This is a genomic window from Gillisia mitskevichiae, from assembly GCF_003634585.1.
GTDB classification, from domain to species: Bacteria; Bacteroidota; Bacteroidia; order Flavobacteriales; family Flavobacteriaceae; genus Gillisia; species Gillisia mitskevichiae.
Window position 1 is genome coordinate 662,801 of sequence record NZ_RBLG01000002.1, and the last position, 16,660, is coordinate 679,460.

Consider the following 16,660-nt stretch of genomic DNA (forward strand, 5'->3'; position numbering starts at 1 on the left):
TGCAGCCTGAAAAAGAAACTATTATTATGCCGCAAGCGATCCAAAACAATCAACAATTAAAATTACATTCTATCCAGGAAGCCATAGATGATATCCGGGCTGGAAAGATAATTATTGTTGTAGATGATATAGATAGAGAGAATGAAGGAGATTTTCTTGCCGCAGCAGAAGCTGTAACCCCAGAGATGATCAATTTCATGGCCACTCACGGGCGTGGTCTTATTTGCGCTCCTATAACGGAAGAGCATTGTAATGAATTAAAATTGGGAATGATGGTTGGAAACAATACCGATCCATTGGAGACCGCTTTTACCATATCTGTAGATCTTAAAGGAAACGGAGTAACTACCGGGATTTCTGCTGCAGACAGAGCTAAAACGATAAAAGCATTAATAGATCCTAATACCAAGCCAGCAGACCTAAGTAGACCTGGACATGTTTTCCCTTTGAAAGCAAAAGAAGGTGGTGTATTAAGAAGAACTGGCCATACAGAAGCTGCAATAGATTTTGCGAGATTAGCAGGATTTCAGCCTGCAGGAGTGATCGTTGAGATCATGAATGAAGATGGAACAATGGCAAGATTGCCTCAGCTAATTGAGGTTGCAAATAAATTCGATCTAAAATTAGTATCTATAGAAGATCTTATAGCATATAGAATGCAACATGATTCTTTAATAGAGAAAAAAGAAGATTATGATATTCAAACCCGTTTTGGAACTTTTAGATTAAGAGCTTATAAGCAAACCACGAATAATCAGGTTCACCTTGCACTTACCAAGGGAGTATGGAAAGCTAATGAAGAGATCATGGTACGGGTTAATTCTACCCTTATTAATAATGATATCTTAGGAACGCTTACCAATAATGCCGATAAGAAATTGGACGATATGTTCAAAGCTATTAATGATGAAGGCCGAGGAGCGATCGTTTTTATAAATCCTGCCAGCCAATCTCTTAATTTATTAAGTAGGCTTTCAGAATTAAAAGATCGTCAGAAAAAAGGAGAGGTAAAAGCACCACCTATTATCATGGATTATAAAGATTTTGGAATAGGTGCACAAATCTTGCACGATCTGGAGATCCATAAGATCAAATTATTATCTAACTCCCAACAAGCAAAACGTGTTGGTATGATTGGATATGGATTAGAGATCATGGAATATGTTAGTTATTAAGTAACTAGTTTATTTCTATAATGGTATCTGAAATTGGTCTACGCACCTTTTTAAATTCAGAAAACATATCATCTTTTGCTCTAAATCCTACAGGTAACACTAATACAGATTTAAGGTTTAATTTTTCCAAGCCAAGGATCTCGTCATATTTTTTTGGCTCAAAACCTTCCATAGGGCAAGCATCTATTGCTTCGGTTGCAGAAACTGTAAGCAAGGTTCCCATTGCTAAAAAAGCTTGATTCGTGGCCCAGGATGTTATTTCATCTATATGCTTATTCTTAAAATCATCTATTAAAAAATCTTTAAAAGGAGACAAGATCTCATTAGGAGTAGCACGTATCTTATGTACGTATTTGAAGTAATTCTCTATGAAATCCTCATCTATTTCCCGTTCTATGCATAACACCAGCACATGAGATGCAGACCCAACCTGTTGCTGATTCATGGAATATTCTACAAGCTTGGATTGAAGCGTCTTATTATGAACTATAACCATTTTAATAGGCTGCAAGCCATAGGAAGTAGCAGTTAAATTAAAGGCATGCTTAAGAATTTCTATTTTATCTTCTGAAAGGATCCTATTTTCATCAAATTTTTTAGTGGCGTATCTCCACTTTAGAGCTTCTATATTATTCATCACTTATGTTAAATTTCAGAATACAAATTTAGGCATAACTATTTGCAAGACGAAGCAACTATACCGCTTATTACAAATGTTTTGAATTATGGATTGGCAATATTCAAATCAATCATCGATAAAAATACTACATTTGCTAAGCACCCGTTATCTTCACATTCCAGAAACTAAATAGATGAACAGGCTAAAGAAATATATAATATACATATTGATAATTTTAGGGGGAGGGATTGCGTTTATCTGGGGACTTAGTACCTATATAATCGAAACAACTTCCGATGAAATTTATTCAGAAATATCAGATCTCCCAGTAACTAATACGCTAATCGTTCTTGGCGCCAGCGTACATTCAGACGGGAAATTATCTCCTATATTAAGAGATCGTGTAGATACAGCCTTAGAAATTTATAGATCTGGCAGGGCTAAGCAGTTCCTTTTGAGTGGTGACAATAGACGAAATGATTACGACGAGGTAAGTGCCATGAAAAATTACTTATTGGAAAGAGATGTGCCAGAAAATTTAATTTTCACAGATCCCGCAGGTTTAGATACTTACGACAGTATGTACAGGTCTGATCATGTTTATAAAATTCCAAATGCGATTATAGTTACTCAAAAATTTCATCTCCCTAGGACCCTTTTTATTGCTGAAGGATTAGGTCTTGACTATATTGGATTTCCAGCTAAAGAAAGATTCTATGAAACTGAAAATAATTTAATAAGACGTGAGAAACTAGCTAATCTAAAAGCCGTTTATGAAGTTCTAACTAAACAAACACCAAAGAACATGGGGGAAGAAACTCCTGTTGGTCGTTAGTAAATTAGAATATTTTATTTTTAACTATTATTGTAATAGATTTTACTATTAATTAAATCCCATCCAGTATGTTACAATGGTTACTACACATTATTATTGATGCAGGAGTATTGCTACTCGCGGCAAAATACATGAGCAAAGTTGAGCTAAAAGGTTTTAAATCGGCATTAATTGTTGCTTTGATCATAGGAGTATTCAGTTTTCTATTAAGTTGGTTACTAACTTCTTTACTAAACATTGCAACTCTTGGAATATTTTATTTCCTAGGACTAGGCTTTGTTACTAGAGTGATTGCTTATGCAATAATTATTGAACTAGCAGATAAGGTTAGTAAGGACTTTAAAACCATCGGGTTTTCAACTTCAATAATATTAGCAGTTATACTTGCTCTTGCTGGAGCTTTAGTAGATGCTATACTGTTCTAAAGAATTAAATTTAATATTTCACGCCGCTTCAGAAATATTCTGAAGCGGCTTTTTTTTGATATTATTCTTATCTATGACCTAAGAGTTAGAATTGATATAATCTTAACTTTAAACGCAGGCATAAAGCCTATATTTGAAGCTTTTAAAAACTACTATGATAAAATTGATTGTGACAGATATGGATGGAACTTTGCTTAATGATAAGCATGAAATACATCCAGATTTCTGGGAAATTGAAAAAGAACTTACCAATAAGAAAATAATGTTTTCTGTGGCCAGTGGGAGGCAATTCTATAATTTGGAAAGTAAATTTGAGAGGATCAAAGACCGAATGCTGTTTTTTGCGGAAAATGGTACGTATGTAGTTTATAAAGGAAAAGAGATCTATCTGAATCCGCTACAAAGAGAAGATGCTGTTAAATTTATAGAAATTGGTAGAAATCTTGACCATACTCAATTGGTGCTCTGCGGCAAGAACTCGGCATATATAGAAACTAAGGACGAAATATTTTTCAAGGAGATCAACAAATATTACGAACGCTTAGAAATTGTAGAGGATCTTACTAAAGTAGATGATACTATTTTAAAAGTGACTCTTTGCAATTTTAATGGCGTGGAAGAACATACCTATCCTCATTTCCAAGATTATAAAAATAATTTTAAGGTAGCCATCGCAGCAAGTGTATTTATAGATATCACTTCTCTTTCTGCGAATAAAGGGAATGCTATTAAAGAAATACAAAAAGAGCTGAATATTACTCCCGAGGAGACTATGGTTTTTGGCGATTATCTAAATGATCTAGAAATGATGCAGAATGCCAAATTTAGTTACGCTATGAAAAATGCACATCCCGAAATAATAAGTGCAAGTAAGTATGTGACCAATTTTAGTAATAACGAAAATGGAGTATTAAGAACTATAGAGGAATTAGGGCTTTTGAAAAATTAGCAATAAAAAAGGTTCACCTTTAGGGTGAACCTTTTTTATTTAACTCTTGAAATTAATTATAAGTAATTACAGTTCCTTTATCTACAGACAATTCTTTATCTAAATTACTAGGTTCTATCGATTTAATGTATTCATTGTATTTAGCAACATAATCTTTTAAAGTTGCCATCTCCTCATTTATCAAATTATTATTTAACCTGTCTTTAGCCAATTGTAACCAAGGAGCTTCAGCATTATAATCGTATTTACCATATACCATAAAAGGAGTTCCTTTTTTTAGGACTTTTTGCCCAGAAGAATTTAATTCCCATTGCTTGGCCCAATCATAAATATATTGTGCATCATCCATATATAATCTTACGCAGGCATGACTTGCAGGATATCCCGGTAATGCATATTGGTGCACTCCTACTCCCTCAAAATTCATGAAATTAAAATAATAAGGTAATATCCAAGCCTCATCTACAGTACTAATTTTCCTTTTTGCCTTATAGTTTCCATAATGCAAGCCATTTGGGGTGGGAGTAGATTTTTTACCAGAACTTACCGGACCCCATTTTATTAAGTTTCCATTTTCGTATAATGCAAAGCCTTGTACACGTTGTGAAATTAAAACGGTTTTAGGTATAGCATTAATTATATCTAGTTTCTTAGGAAAAGGAGCATAATTAGATATATCATCAAATAAAGTATCAGGAACAATAAGGTTCTCACCCACCCTCATTCTACTCGGATCAATTCTATTTAATGCTGCGATCACTTTCTGCTGAGATTCTGAATATCTATTTTTAAAACTATCCAACTCAACAGAAGTCCGTAAAGAATCTATTTTATAGGCTATAACCAATTCTGGGATTACTTTTTCTTTAGGAATATCATTTAAGCTATCCGTTGCAATATCCGTCTGAATACTTGGCTCTGATTTTTTATCTGATTCGGTATTACAAGAGATAGTTGCTATAACCAGAAAAATTAAAAATAAAAATACTCTAGAAGTTATTCGTATTTGGGGTTTCATTGAATAAAAGTCAATTTGGGTTGATGATAATTACACAACAAATTTCGCAGTCTCAATTCTAAACTACATGATGTTTTTATATACTTTAACAAAAACTGATTCTTTATTAATAATAAATTAATAAACCACTTAAATTATTTTATAACCAACATTAGCTTAAGCTATTAACACATTTTTAAGAAAAACAAAATTTATTGAAAATATTTCTAAATAAATGTAATTAGTCGATAAATAACTCTATATTTGCCTAAATTAAATTTATATATAATGAATAGAGGTACCGTAAAATTCTTTAACGACACTAAAGGATTTGGATTTATCACAGACGAAGAGTCAAACAAAGAATATTTTGTACATGCTAATGGTCTTGTTGATGAAATTAGAGAAAACGACGAAGTAACGTTTGATCTTGAAGAAGGAAGAAAAGGATTAAATGCAGTAAATGTAAAACAAGCTTAGGCTTCGTTTATAGTATACTATACTTTGACAATTTTAAAGCTTTGCACGATGTGCAAAGCTTTTTTTTTGTTTTAAACTTTTCTAAAATTTTTCATGGAACGATTTTAGAGCATTATCTTTAATACACATAATTTATTAAAACACTTTGTTCAATATAAAAGCCAAATTCATTTTTTTCGCACTCTTTTCTTTGATGCAGATTAGTGTTTTTAGCTCTAGCCTTAATATGAAAGATTTAAATACTTCTGAAATTACTAATAAGATAATTCCAAAATCTATTGCCGATGAAGTTGCCATTGCTTTATCTCACTACCCAGAATTAAAGGATACTCCAATTGAGTTTAGATTCAAAGAGAAGATAAAGAAATCTTTTATGCAGGCACAGCCTAAATTTTCCGGGATTTTTAAAAACAAAAAGAATAGATCCTATTTTGTAATGATCACCGAACATTTTCATATAGAAAATGAATCATTCTCTATTTCAGAAGTTCCTTCTGAAGTTCTCATAGGTTGGATTGGTCACGAACTTGGGCATATTATGGACTATCAGGAACGCAGCGGAATTAATCTAATAGGTTTTGGAATTAGTTATTTAACCTCCCACAAATTTATAAAAGAAGCTGAAAGAGCTGCAGATACGTTTGCTGTTAGTCATGGTATGGGAGATTATATTCTTGCTACCAAAGATTTCATCTTAAATCATGCGCATCTCTCCAGTATTTACAAAGATCGAATTAGAAAGCTATACTTATCCCCTGAAGAAATATTGCTACTTGTTGAAGAATTAAAAGATTAAATAGCCAGTTTTCTATAAGCTATTAATAAATTCTTCCCATTCTGCGAATTTCTCCTCATTCATTACACGTTCCATTTTCACCTGTCCGCCTTTCTTCTTATTCAGGGCATTCCATTCGTAAAAATGATTGGGAGGAATCGTAGTTACCTTCACCCCTTTTAAAGCCTTAGATCTGGCAACTTTATAATTTTTATTGGCATTCTTAAGAGACTGGTCTAAAGCCTCAGCCAATTCCTCATTTTTCATTTGTGTATCTGTTCCTAAATACCAGGAATGATGAAATTCGCCATCAATACGAACCGCTGCTAAAGTGAATTCTGGGATCTCGATGTCATACTTTTTCTCTAATTCTTGGATCGCATCATTCATTTTATTAACAGAAAGCTGAGAACCCACTACATTCAGAAAGAACTTGGTTCGCCCAGTGATCTTTATCTCGTGCCTACTAACATCTGTGAATTTAATTGTGTCTCCAATTAAATATCGCCATGTTCCAGAAACCGTACTTATTAGCAAGATATAATCCTCCTCTTCCTTAACATCTCTAAGCTGTACTACAGGTGCATTATCTGTTATAGAACCATCTTCATTTACAAATTCCGGTTTAAAAGGAACAAATTCAAAGTAAATCCCATTATCTAAAACAAGTTTCATAGAATGAGTTTCTGGCCTTTGCTGGTAGGCCATAAATCCTTCTGAAGCTAAATAGGTATCTATCACTGTAACAGGATGAGCTAATAAAGCATTGAAACTTTTTTCGTAAGGTTCAAAAGCTACCCCTCCAGATGTATACACTTGGAAGTTTGGCCATATATCATGAATATTATTCACTTTGTGATGCTCTATAACTTTTTTAAACATTAATTCTATCCAAGAAGGAATTCCAGAAATTGCACCAATATCCCAGTTTTTAGCATTTTTCGCTATCATCTCTACCCGCTCATCCCAATCTTCGATCTTTGCGATCTCTTCGCCTGGTTTATAATAACTCTTGAACCAAAATGGAATATTGCTTGCAGAGATTCCACTTATCTCCCCTTCTTCATGCGCGCCTTCTTTTTGTAGATCTGTAGAGCTACCTAACATCATGATCTCTTTTTCAAAGAATTCTGTAGGAAGATCAAAATTAGTTAAAGCCCCTACTTGCTTAATCCCTGAGGTGCGTATTGCTTCTACCATATCTTCTGAAACTGGAATCCTTTTGCTGGTTTTACCAGTTGTACCCGAACTTAAAGCAAAATATGGTGGAGTACCTGGCCAAACAACATCGGTTTCCCCATCATGCATTTTATACCACCATTCTTCGTTGATCTTATTATAATCGAAGTTTGGAATACGTTCCGCAAAAGTTGCAGGAATATCCTCTGCTTCTAAAATCTCTTCAAAATTATAATGTTTCCCAAAGGCCGTGTTTTTTGCCTTAGTAAGTAAACTTTTCAATACCTCTAATTGGGCCTCATCAGCATTTGGTTCAGAAACAATTTTATCTCTTAAATCTATTAAACCTTTTATAATTGATCCTATTATTGCCATGATGCCTTAATTTTTGAATGAAACTAATACTTTTTGAATCTAGGCAAAAGTGAAAAATAGCCTTAAATTATAGACTATAATTATAAAATTTTTAACCTTTAAAGACCGTTCTAACTTGAAGTATGCATCAAAGCGATGCAATTTTCTGCACATTTCTCCCCATCTATAGCTGCAGAAATAATTCCTCCTGCAAAACCAGCTCCTTCCCCACATGGAAACAAACCTTTAATCTGGACATGTTCTAAAGTTTTGGGATCTCTGGGAATTCTAACTGGCGAAGATGTCCTAGATTCAGGAGCATGTATAACTGCTTCGTTCGTATAATATCCTCTCATGGATTTACCAAATTCCTTAAATCCTTGTTGTAATGTGGAATGTATAAATTCTGGAAAAACATTTTTAAGATCTGCGGAAGTTACCCCTGGCTTATAAGAGGTCTCGGGAATATTTGTAGAAATACGGCCTTCAACAAAGTCAACCATTTTTTGGGCAGGTACACGTTGAGTCTCACCCCCATGCAACCAGGCAGCTTGTTCTATACTCTTCTGAAATTCCATTGCTGCAAGTGGAGAATCACCATAAGCTTTAAAATCATTAAGTCGTAATTCCACCACTATTCCAGAATTGGAAGTAGGCTGATCCCTTTTACTTGGAGACCATCCATTAGTGACCACTTCTCCCGGGCTAGTAGCACAAGGTGCAATTACTCCTCCAGGACACATACAAAAGGAATACATTCCTCTCCCACCTATTTGCTTCACAATACTGTAAGGAGACGGAGGCAAAAATTCTCCTCTATCATCACATTTATACTGGATCTTATCTATTAATTGTTGGGGATGCTCGATCCTTACTCCTAAAGCAAAAGGTTTTGCTTCTATTTTAATTCCTTTTCTATACAATAATTCGAAGATATCTCTGGCAGAATGCCCAGTGGCAAGAATGATGTTTTTCGTATTGAAATGCTCCCCCTTTAAGGTTTTTATACCCTTAATCGCATTATTCTCTATTAAAATATCTGATACTCTTGTTTCGAAAAGCACTTCTCCTCCCATTTCAAGAATCTTTTCCCGAATACTTGCTATAATTGCTGGTAATTTATTCGTTCCTATATGAGGATGTGCATCTACTAAAATTTCAGAAGTTGCTCCAAATGCGACAAATAACTCTAAGATCCGATTTACATCTCCTCTTTTTTTAGACCTCGTATATAATTTTCCATCGCTATAAGTTCCAGCACCACCTTCACCAAAGCAATAATTAGAATCCTCATTAACAATATGTTCTATATTTAAGGCTTTCAGGTCTCGTCTTCTATTTCGAACATCTTTTCCTCTCTCAATTATAACCGGTTTCTTACCTAATTCTATACAACGAAGCGCTGCAAAAAGTCCTGCAGGGCCAGCTCCAATTATAAATACTTCCTCTTTATCTTTTACATTAGGATATTCCGGAAGTTCAAAAGTGGTTTCTTTTTTATCTTCATTCACATAAACACCCACCTTTAAATTGATCTTTACAGACTGCTGTCTTGCATCTATAGACCTTTTAATAATTTCAATATGTCGTATTTTCTTGGTAGATATCCCAGAATGCTTAGAAACTTCTCTTAATAAAAGATCTTGTTTTGCTGCTTCTTCTGGACTTACACGTAATTGATACTCGTACTTCATGACTTTAAATATGCCACAAATTTAAGTATTTATAAATTCAGATTAAGGGATGGATATTTTTAAGTTTTATCAATTTATTATTCTAATAATATAGAAAAAGCCTTGTAATTTTATAAATATACAAGGCTTAATAGGTAAAGAAACAGCTTTTATTAGCTAGCTAAAAGGAACTCATTTTTCCCAAAAAACTCATTAATGGTATATAGTGATTATCCGATTTTCTCCTGAAGTAGATCTGCTAATACATCTTTAAAAACTGAAACGGGCTGTGCTCCGGTAACAGCGCTTTTCATATTAAAAACTATTGTAGGCACAGAATTTACCCCTAAATTTTTCCAATATGCCTCTTTTGTTTCAATCTCTAATCTAGCTTTTTCACTATCTAATTTCCCCATCGCTTCCTCTACATTTAAACCGACTTCTTGTAAGGCCTTTTTTAAAACCTCTTTGCTAGAAACATCTTTACGCTCACTAAAAAAGGATTCAACCAAACGCATTTTTAACTCAGTTTGTTTTCCATTTTCCTTTGCATATTCAAGCAAAATATGTGCATCCCTTGTATTTACCATTCTCATATCGTCAAAATAATCGAATTTAAATCCAAGCTCTTCCCCAACTTCGGTCATATGCTCTTGGGAGCGCTTTTGATCTTCCAAACTGGCACCATATTTATTTGCAATATGTTCCTGTACATTTTCCCCTTCTTCAGGCATATTTGGATTAAGTTCAAAGGGATGCCATTCAATTTCTATTTTATCTTGAACACCCATTTCATCTATAGCTTTCTCTAGACGTTTGTACCCGATTGTACACCAGGGACAAACCACATCTGAAACTATATCTATTTTAAGCTTACTACTCATATTCTTCGTTATAAAATTATTTCTTCGGAACTGATATTAGCTAACAATCTCGCTAATTTGAAGTTCCCCTTCTACATTGGTATAATTAGGAACATCTGCTGCAAATTTTTCGGCATGTGGGCCAAAAGAGGATTGGAACGATGCTACCGATTCAAATGTTAAATGAGCTATAGCAATATAAGGTGCAAGTGCCCCTGGAGTTCTTCCTCCAATTCCTATATTAAACTCCATCGCTTTTAAATCTTCACCTAAAGCCTCTGCGATCATTGGCAAATGCGAATTTTTATAATATTCTGAATCAAATTTTGTTTTTGGTCCATTAGGATACATTACGCTTACTTTTATCATGATTTTTATTTTTTAAGATAGATTTTCTATTTAATTCCTCGGACTTCCAAATCAAATATTCTGAAATTGAACAGCCTTTTCATAATTATAAGACTTAAAACTATGCCAATTAATTGCTATAAACATACCTTCCGAAGTAGTTCCGGAAGGTATATTACTAATTAAGCTTTTAGCATGCTTACCTGTTGGATCTTATTTTTTCCAAGCAAATTTTGTGAAAGCTTCATCTACTGGGGTATTGGCAATGTGATTGGTATAATTACTAATTGTTTTTTGAGACAAACCAAGGATGATCTCTAGCGCTTGTCTTTCCCCATATCCAGCAGCATAAAATGCTTCAATTTCTTTATCATCTACATTTCCTCTATTACGCACTATAGATAATGTCATTTTTCTTAATGCTTCCAATTTTGGATCTTCAAGTTGTGTTCTATTACGCAAAGCTTCGGTGATATTTTCATCTACCTTCATCATCGCAGCAATACCTGTATGTGCTGGTACACAATAATGACATTCATGCTCTACGTTAATAGATTGCCATACAACTGTTAACTCTTCATTATTAAAGGAGGAGTCTACAAATAGTTGATGTAAAGTTTGGTAAGCTTCTAATATTCCTGGAGCACCAGCTAATACTCCATGCAAACCTGGTATCATACCATATGCTTTTTTAGAATTCTCTAATAATGCTTTACTAGCTTCTGGTGCAGATTCGATTGTGTGAACTTTTAATGTACTCATAGTTTAAATATTTAATATATAATTGTTTATACCTTTCTAAGCATAAGCTTAGAATTAATTAAAAAAAATTGAATTGTGTGAGATTTTTATTCTCTTATTACCAGTTATTCGCTAAGTCTTGGAAATAAGAATTGAACGTTCCTTTATTAAATTTCTCGTAGATTAAATGTTTGTTTCCATTTGAAAGAACGCTTGAAAATTGTGGATAAGAGCTGTTAAGAAATTGTTGGAACTCTGCATAAGAATCTGATTTTTTCGCTCCTTTTCTCAGTATTTTAGTAAACTCCGATTTAGTGAAACTTTCTCCATTTAACTGAAAGTTTACAATAGAATTTTTTGAACTCTTCAAAAAATCTCTATAATTAAAATCCTTAGTTAATAAAACATCTGAAGCAAAATCATTAAGCCTAGTATAGTTATCATTCTTAGACTCAATCTTGATGCTAGCAGGAAATACCATCGCATAATCTTGAGCGTTTAATGATATGGAAACTGTAATGAGAACAAGTATTGGAATTAAATTTTTCATATTATTTTATTTTTTAAATTGATAATTCTATTCTAAGCAAACGCTTAGTTAAGGTTTAAAAAAAAACTAAAGCTTTTTAAATGTCATTTCTATATAATCTTCAAGCTGAGTTTCATTTTCTATCCGAGACCCTAAGGATAATCCCAGCATAGCAGTTGTTAGAAAATTAGCTGCCTTTTCTATCATTTCTTCAGATCTATCTTTATCTTGTTGTAAGTTATTTATAAATAAAGTTCTAAGCTCCTCTGTAAACTTCATCAATTCCACCATAAGATCCGGTTCAGCTTTATTCCCCAATTCACTAACAGTATTACAAACCAGACAGCCTTTCCCTTTCTCATTCTCTTTAGTGAATTCTAAAAAGTCATAAAAGAATTGCTTTATACCTAAAACCCCATTATTAGAATTTTTTAAAACATTTCTAATACTATTTAGTTCACTTTTATATGCTTTAATACTTTCAACAAAAACCCCATGTTTACTTCCAAAACTTGCATAAATAGAAAATTGATTGATTCCCATTTCTTTTTCCAGCATACGCACAGAAGTTCCTTCGTAACCATTACGCCAAAAAAGATTCATCGCCTTTTGAATAACATCTTCTTCTTTATATTGTTTAGTTCTTGCCATTATTTTTAATTACACTGCAAAACTATGCAATTGCTTAGTTATAAAAAAATGTTTAACTTTTCCTTAATTGTTAGCATCTAAAAAGGATTTAAATAAAGTGCCTATAGATTGAACAAATTATAACATCTCCTTATTAATATTCCTGTTTTTAATTTATTATGTATATTTCCAGCCATTAATTAACCTACTTAAATTATTATCTACATGAACAACACTACATCACGCTACCCAATGGTGTCTTACGATGAGGCTTCTCTGGAAGTTCAAGCAATTTACGACGATACCAAAAAAACCTTACAACTACCATTTGTATTAAACTGGTTTAAATGCCAAGGAGATAATGCAACTCTTTTAGGTGGAAACTGGAACAAATTGAAGTCCACATTAATGGAAGGGGAAGTACCAAATGTTTTAAAACAACTTATCATCTACAATGTTTCTAAAGAAAGAGGCTGTAACTACTGTTCTCATGCACATGGAATTTTTGCAGATAGTATGAGTAGTATGATAAGTGATGCTGAAGGTTTTAAAGCAACAGAGCAGTTAAACTCTCCTAGTATGCCGGTAAGCTACAGAACTGCAGTAAATGTAGTTACTAAAGCAGCTTTAAATCATAAAGACATTGCCGATTCAGATTTTAAGGAATTAGAAAATGCTGGCTTCAGTAATAAAGAAATTCAAGAATTAATGGCTCAGGCAGATCTTGTAAATATGCTAAACACTATAGCAGATGTTTCTGGCATTAAAGTAGATAATGAACTTTTGGAGACTTTGGAGTAACCATATATCATTCTAAATGCAAGATATATCCAAGAATTCTTCTCAGTTATATAGGATAACTTATGAGGCTTATTCGAAATTTGCTAATAAAATAAGTAGATGTTCTTCACTTGCGGAAGTAGGTGAAGTTTCCAAAACACATCTTAAATACCTTATTAATTATCATATAATTCGAATAACAATTCAGCAAGAAAAAAAGCACCTTTTCTTTTCCTTGACTAAAGATGAAGTGGATTACGATTTACATGAAAAAGTGGATTTATTAGAGCATGAAGAGAACCTCTATTTAAAAGAAATACCAATACATACTACTAATTTACCACAAGATTGGATAGCGAGAAATATAGATAGTTCCATTCTTGTAGAACCTGAAATGTGGGCATGGTTATTCAATAATAATGGTAGAAAAGTTACTGTAACTTTAATTTCCGATAAGAATAAGAATTTTACAGCTGCAGATATAGATATATTAAAATTAGCTATAGATTGCTTTGAAGCTAAATTTCATGAGATCTATTTAGCTCGTTTATTAGACAATAAAAATAAATCATTAACGGAGGCTTTAAAGGTAATTAAAGCCCAAAATGAAGAAATTCAGAACATTGTTAAAAACCAAAAAGAGATCATTAAGGAACGTACAAGTGAGATCTTAGAAAAAAATAAGAAATTACTGCATATTTCGGCATTAAATGCTCATAATATAAGAGAGCCATTATCTAGAATTCAAGGCTTAATCGGTCTTTTTCCTCATTTTTCTGATGCTGAGGTTAGAACAGAATTGGTCCCGAAAATAGAATCTTCTGCGGAAGAAATGGATCTAGTACTCCAAGAAGTAATTTTAATGGCAACCCAGGAGTTAGAACACTTAAAAGTAGAAAAAGAATGAATTCTGTAATTTTGGTTGACGATCAACCTATAACTAATTTTATTACCCGTAAACTCCTACAGGTTGAAGGAATTAATATCCCTATATCAGATTTCACCAATCCAGTTTTAGCATTAGAACAGATCTTAAAACAAAAAGAGCAAAATGACGTTATTTTTCTCGATCTTAATATGCCAGAAATGAGTGGCTGGGACTTTTTAGATAAACTAGTAGAGAATAACTATACTCCAAAAATTGTCATCCTAACTTCTAGTACGAGCAATTTAGACAAGGAAAAGGCTTCAGAGTATGATTTCGTAACAGATTATATTATAAAACCTCTTAGTCAAAATAAGATCTCCGAATTATGTTCTAAGCATTGTAAGTAAATATTCTTTCTACTTACATTTACCAAATGGAATTAAAACCAGATAAAAAAGCACTTATAGAATTAGCTTATGCCAAGATGTATTTTGGGAAATATAAAGGCTTGTTTCTTTCTGAAATTCCCGAATATTATCTTATCTGGTATAGGCAAAAAGGATTTCCAGAAGGTAAATTAGGAGATCAATTACAACAAGTAACCGAACTAAAGGTGAACGGGATGGAAAGTATACTTAGAAATATACGCCTACGATATCCAAAGAATTGATACACTAAAATTATTTATTAAAGGTTTTTTGGTCTAAAATAATAGGTTTGAAATTGAATGCTTTTTTCTATTCTTCTTTGTAATTTAGCGCCCTGAATAAAGCAACACAACAAATACTTATAAAATGGCCGAAACCAAGTATATTTTTGTCACTGGCGGGGTTTCATCTTCTTTAGGAAAGGGAATTATCGCTGCATCTTTGGCAAAATTATTACAAGCTCGTGGCTTTAAAACCACAATTCAGAAATTAGATCCCTACATAAATGTAGATCCCGGAACTCTTAATCCTTATGAACATGGCGAATGTTATGTGACAGAAGATGGAGCTGAAACAGATTTAGATCTAGGGCACTATGAGCGTTTTCTAAACGTAAAAACTTCACAAGCCAATAATGTTACTACTGGTAGGATTTACCAAAGCGTGATTGAAAAAGAACGCAGAGGAGAATTTTTAGGGAAAACAGTACAGGTGGTTCCGCATATTACCAACGAAATTAAAGAACGTATTCAGATGCTTGGTAAAAGCGGCGAATATGACATAGTTATTACCGAGATAGGTGGAACAGTTGGAGATATAGAATCCTTACCATATATAGAAGCTGTTAGACAACTTAAATGGGAATTGGGAGATGATAATGCACTTGTAATTCACCTAACTTTAGTTCCATACCTTGCAGCAGCAGGAGAACTTAAGACAAAACCCACTCAACATAGTGTGAAAACATTGATGGAAAGTGGAATTAAGGCAGATATCTTGGTTTGTAGAACAGAGCATGAACTTTCTGATGATATTCGAAGAAAACTTGCCATCTTTTGTAATGTTAGACAAGAAGCAGTTATTCAATCTATAGACGCTTCAACGATTTACGATGTACCAAATCTTATGTTAGAAGAAGGTTTAGATACAGTTGTACTTAAAAAATTGATGCTACCAGATGATACAATTCCAAATTTAGAACGCTGGAATCAGTTTTTACAACGTCATAAAAACCCGAAGTACGAAGTTAGAATTGGGCTTATTGGCAAATATGTAGAACTTCAAGATTCATATAAATCTATTTTAGAATCTTTTATTCATGCTGGCGCTGCCAACGAAGTAAAAGTGACGGTAGAAAGCATACATTCAGAATTCATCAATGAGAATACTATTAAAAATAAGATCGCTCATTTAGATGGAATTTTAGTTGCTCCTGGTTTTGGAGAGCGAGGCGTAGAAGGTAAAATAGATGCAGTTCGTTATGCAAGAGAAAATAACATTCCTTTCTTAGGAATTTGCTTAGGAATGCAAATGGCTGTTATAGAATTTGCTAGAAATGTACTTCAGCTAAAAAATGCCAATTCTACAGAAATGGATCATGAGACTAAACATCCTGTTATAGATATCATGGAAGCTCAAAAACAAGTTACTCACAAAGGAGGAACTATGAGATTGGGAGCATGGACTTGTAAACTTTCTGAAGGCTCACTTGTTAAAGAGATCTATCAATCTGAGGAAATCTCTGAAAGACACAGACATAGATACGAATATAACAACAAGTATAAAACGGAATTAGAGAACGCTGGATTAAAAAGCACAGGAATAAATCCTGAAACTGGTTTGGTAGAAATTGTTGAGTTAGAAGGCCATCCGTGGTATGTTGGAGTGCAATATCATCCAGAATATAAAAGTACCGTAGCTAATCCTCATCCACTTTTTGTTGGTTTTGTGAAAGCTGCCGTAACCTACTCAAAACTAAAAAAGAGTGTCAAATTGACACAAAATCAATAAAC

Annotated in this window: 20 protein-coding genes; 11 read left to right on the forward strand and 9 right to left on the reverse strand. The window is 33.3% G+C overall.

All coding sequences use genetic code 11. The annotated features are described in order from the left end of the window. The first annotated feature begins 26 nt into the window (after positions 1 to 26). Positions 27 to 1,175 carry a 3,4-dihydroxy-2-butanone-4-phosphate synthase gene (gene ribB, locus BC962_RS08770; RefSeq protein WP_121345616.1) on the forward strand — a complete coding sequence of 383 codons (1,149 nt, stop codon included), beginning with the start codon at positions 27 to 29 and terminating at the stop codon, positions 1,173 to 1,175. Positions 1,176 to 1,179: 4 nt separating this feature from the next. Here ribB and BC962_RS08775 read toward each other — a convergent pair whose 3' ends face one another. After that, the gene (locus BC962_RS08775; RefSeq protein WP_121345617.1) at positions 1,180 to 1,812 is read right to left on the reverse strand and encodes an NAD(P)H-dependent oxidoreductase; all 633 of its coding nucleotides are present in this window, start codon (positions 1,810 to 1,812) and stop codon (positions 1,180 to 1,182) included. Positions 1,813 to 1,987: 175 nt separating this feature from the next. Between BC962_RS08775 and BC962_RS08780 the strand changes: the two genes are divergently transcribed. From BC962_RS08780 to BC962_RS08790, 3 genes are all read left to right on the forward strand, one after another. After that, positions 1,988 to 2,629: a SanA/YdcF family protein gene (locus BC962_RS08780; protein WP_121345618.1), complete on the forward strand. Its 642-nt coding sequence runs from the start codon at positions 1,988 to 1,990 to the stop codon at positions 2,627 to 2,629. Between the two features lie 68 nt (positions 2,630 to 2,697). Continuing rightward, positions 2,698 to 3,054 carry a phage holin family protein gene (locus tag BC962_RS08785; protein ID WP_121345619.1) on the forward strand — a complete coding sequence of 119 codons (357 nt, stop codon included), beginning with the start codon at positions 2,698 to 2,700 and terminating at the stop codon, positions 3,052 to 3,054. Between the two features lie 154 nt (positions 3,055 to 3,208). Continuing rightward, entirely contained in the window at positions 3,209 to 4,003 is a 795-nt protein-coding gene (locus tag BC962_RS08790; RefSeq protein WP_121345620.1) for a Cof-type HAD-IIB family hydrolase, read from the forward strand. Between the two features lie 52 nt (positions 4,004 to 4,055). On the opposite strand, the gene BC962_RS08795 is transcribed toward BC962_RS08790, so the two are convergent. After that, positions 4,056 to 5,021, reverse strand: coding sequence for a L,D-transpeptidase (locus tag BC962_RS08795; RefSeq protein WP_121345621.1), 966 nt, complete (start codon positions 5,019 to 5,021; stop codon positions 4,056 to 4,058). Positions 5,022 to 5,288: 267 nt separating this feature from the next. Between BC962_RS08795 and BC962_RS08800 the strand changes: the two genes are divergently transcribed. Together BC962_RS08800 and BC962_RS08805 are read left to right on the forward strand one after the other, a co-directional pair. Continuing rightward, positions 5,289 to 5,480, forward strand: a complete 192-nt coding sequence (locus BC962_RS08800; RefSeq protein WP_010229690.1) for a cold-shock protein — start codon at positions 5,289 to 5,291, stop codon at positions 5,478 to 5,480. Between the two features lie 226 nt (positions 5,481 to 5,706). Then, a complete protein-coding gene (locus BC962_RS08805; protein WP_183075477.1) occupies positions 5,707 to 6,276 on the forward strand; it encodes a hypothetical protein in 570 nt (189 codons plus the stop codon). A 12-nt stretch (positions 6,277 to 6,288) separates the two neighbouring features. On the opposite strand, the gene BC962_RS08810 is transcribed toward BC962_RS08805, so the two are convergent. The 7 genes from BC962_RS08810 to BC962_RS08840 form a co-directional block, all read right to left on the reverse strand. Next, complete coding sequence (locus BC962_RS08810) at positions 6,289 to 7,809, reverse strand: GH3 family domain-containing protein (RefSeq protein ID WP_121345623.1); 1,521 nt, start codon at positions 7,807 to 7,809, stop codon at positions 6,289 to 6,291. A gap of 110 nt (positions 7,810 to 7,919) precedes the next feature. Further along, on the reverse strand, positions 7,920 to 9,482 hold the full coding sequence (locus BC962_RS08815; RefSeq protein ID WP_121345624.1) for an NAD(P)/FAD-dependent oxidoreductase: 1,563 nt from the start codon (positions 9,480 to 9,482) through the stop codon (positions 7,920 to 7,922). Between the two features lie 209 nt (positions 9,483 to 9,691). Further along, complete coding sequence (locus BC962_RS08820; RefSeq protein WP_121345625.1) at positions 9,692 to 10,345, reverse strand: DsbA family oxidoreductase; 654 nt, start codon at positions 10,343 to 10,345, stop codon at positions 9,692 to 9,694. A gap of 36 nt (positions 10,346 to 10,381) precedes the next feature. Further along, positions 10,382 to 10,693 (reverse strand): EthD family reductase, encoded by a 312-nt coding sequence (locus tag BC962_RS08825; protein WP_121345626.1) that lies wholly within the window; start codon positions 10,691 to 10,693, stop codon positions 10,382 to 10,384. Positions 10,694 to 10,885: 192 nt separating this feature from the next. Further along, the gene (locus BC962_RS08830; RefSeq protein ID WP_121345627.1) at positions 10,886 to 11,434 is read right to left on the reverse strand and encodes a carboxymuconolactone decarboxylase family protein; all 549 of its coding nucleotides are present in this window, start codon (positions 11,432 to 11,434) and stop codon (positions 10,886 to 10,888) included. Positions 11,435 to 11,531: 97 nt separating this feature from the next. Beyond that, complete coding sequence (locus BC962_RS08835) at positions 11,532 to 11,963, reverse strand: hypothetical protein (protein ID WP_121345628.1); 432 nt, start codon at positions 11,961 to 11,963, stop codon at positions 11,532 to 11,534. Positions 11,964 to 12,029: 66 nt separating this feature from the next. Beyond that, positions 12,030 to 12,593: a TetR/AcrR family transcriptional regulator gene (locus BC962_RS08840; protein ID WP_121345629.1), complete on the reverse strand. Its 564-nt coding sequence runs from the start codon at positions 12,591 to 12,593 to the stop codon at positions 12,030 to 12,032. Between the two features lie 204 nt (positions 12,594 to 12,797). Between BC962_RS08840 and BC962_RS08845 the strand changes: the two genes are divergently transcribed. From BC962_RS08845 to BC962_RS08865, 5 genes are all read left to right on the forward strand, one after another. Further along, positions 12,798 to 13,373, forward strand: a complete 576-nt coding sequence (locus BC962_RS08845; protein ID WP_121345630.1) for a carboxymuconolactone decarboxylase family protein — start codon at positions 12,798 to 12,800, stop codon at positions 13,371 to 13,373. Between the two features lie 16 nt (positions 13,374 to 13,389). Continuing rightward, the gene (locus BC962_RS08850) at positions 13,390 to 14,259 is read left to right on the forward strand and encodes a histidine kinase (protein WP_245984130.1); all 870 of its coding nucleotides are present in this window, start codon (positions 13,390 to 13,392) and stop codon (positions 14,257 to 14,259) included. Then, positions 14,256 to 14,627: a response regulator gene (locus tag BC962_RS08855; protein ID WP_121345631.1), complete on the forward strand. Its 372-nt coding sequence runs from the start codon at positions 14,256 to 14,258 to the stop codon at positions 14,625 to 14,627. Before BC962_RS08850 ends, BC962_RS08855 begins: the two co-directional genes overlap by 4 nt. Before the next feature lie 26 nt (positions 14,628 to 14,653). Further along, positions 14,654 to 14,890, forward strand: a complete 237-nt coding sequence (locus tag BC962_RS08860; RefSeq protein ID WP_121345632.1) for a DUF3820 family protein — start codon at positions 14,654 to 14,656, stop codon at positions 14,888 to 14,890. Positions 14,891 to 15,014: 124 nt separating this feature from the next. Continuing rightward, entirely contained in the window at positions 15,015 to 16,658 is a 1,644-nt protein-coding gene (locus BC962_RS08865; RefSeq protein WP_121345633.1) for a CTP synthase, read from the forward strand. Positions 16,659 to 16,660: the final 2 nt, after the last annotated feature.

Coding starts and splice junctions, on each gene's coding strand:
- ribB (WP_121345616.1), top strand. CDS start 27: ATGCCGCAAGCGATCCAAAACAATCAACAATTAAAATTACATTCTATC.
- BC962_RS08775 (WP_121345617.1), bottom strand. CDS start 1,812: ATGAATAATATAGAAGCTCTAAAGTGGAGATACGCCACTAAAAAATTT.
- BC962_RS08780 (WP_121345618.1), top strand. CDS start 1,988: ATGAACAGGCTAAAGAAATATATAATATACATATTGATAATTTTAGGG.
- BC962_RS08785 (WP_121345619.1), top strand. CDS start 2,698: ATGTTACAATGGTTACTACACATTATTATTGATGCAGGAGTATTGCTA.
- BC962_RS08790 (WP_121345620.1), top strand. CDS start 3,209: ATGATAAAATTGATTGTGACAGATATGGATGGAACTTTGCTTAATGAT.
- BC962_RS08795 (WP_121345621.1), bottom strand. CDS start 5,021: ATGAAACCCCAAATACGAATAACTTCTAGAGTATTTTTATTTTTAATT.
- BC962_RS08800 (WP_010229690.1), top strand. CDS start 5,289: ATGAATAGAGGTACCGTAAAATTCTTTAACGACACTAAAGGATTTGGA.
- BC962_RS08805 (WP_183075477.1), top strand. CDS start 5,707: ATGAAAGATTTAAATACTTCTGAAATTACTAATAAGATAATTCCAAAA.
- BC962_RS08810 (WP_121345623.1), bottom strand. CDS start 7,809: ATGGCAATAATAGGATCAATTATAAAAGGTTTAATAGATTTAAGAGAT.
- BC962_RS08815 (WP_121345624.1), bottom strand. CDS start 9,482: ATGAAGTACGAGTATCAATTACGTGTAAGTCCAGAAGAAGCAGCAAAA.
- BC962_RS08820 (WP_121345625.1), bottom strand. CDS start 10,345: ATGAGTAGTAAGCTTAAAATAGATATAGTTTCAGATGTGGTTTGTCCC.
- BC962_RS08825 (WP_121345626.1), bottom strand. CDS start 10,693: ATGATAAAAGTAAGCGTAATGTATCCTAATGGACCAAAAACAAAATTT.
- BC962_RS08830 (WP_121345627.1), bottom strand. CDS start 11,434: ATGAGTACATTAAAAGTTCACACAATCGAATCTGCACCAGAAGCTAGT.
- BC962_RS08835 (WP_121345628.1), bottom strand. CDS start 11,963: ATGAAAAATTTAATTCCAATACTTGTTCTCATTACAGTTTCCATATCA.
- BC962_RS08840 (WP_121345629.1), bottom strand. CDS start 12,593: ATGGCAAGAACTAAACAATATAAAGAAGAAGATGTTATTCAAAAGGCG.
- BC962_RS08845 (WP_121345630.1), top strand. CDS start 12,798: ATGAACAACACTACATCACGCTACCCAATGGTGTCTTACGATGAGGCT.
- BC962_RS08850 (WP_245984130.1), top strand. CDS start 13,390: ATGCAAGATATATCCAAGAATTCTTCTCAGTTATATAGGATAACTTAT.
- BC962_RS08855 (WP_121345631.1), top strand. CDS start 14,256: ATGAATTCTGTAATTTTGGTTGACGATCAACCTATAACTAATTTTATT.
- BC962_RS08860 (WP_121345632.1), top strand. CDS start 14,654: ATGGAATTAAAACCAGATAAAAAAGCACTTATAGAATTAGCTTATGCC.
- BC962_RS08865 (WP_121345633.1), top strand. CDS start 15,015: ATGGCCGAAACCAAGTATATTTTTGTCACTGGCGGGGTTTCATCTTCT.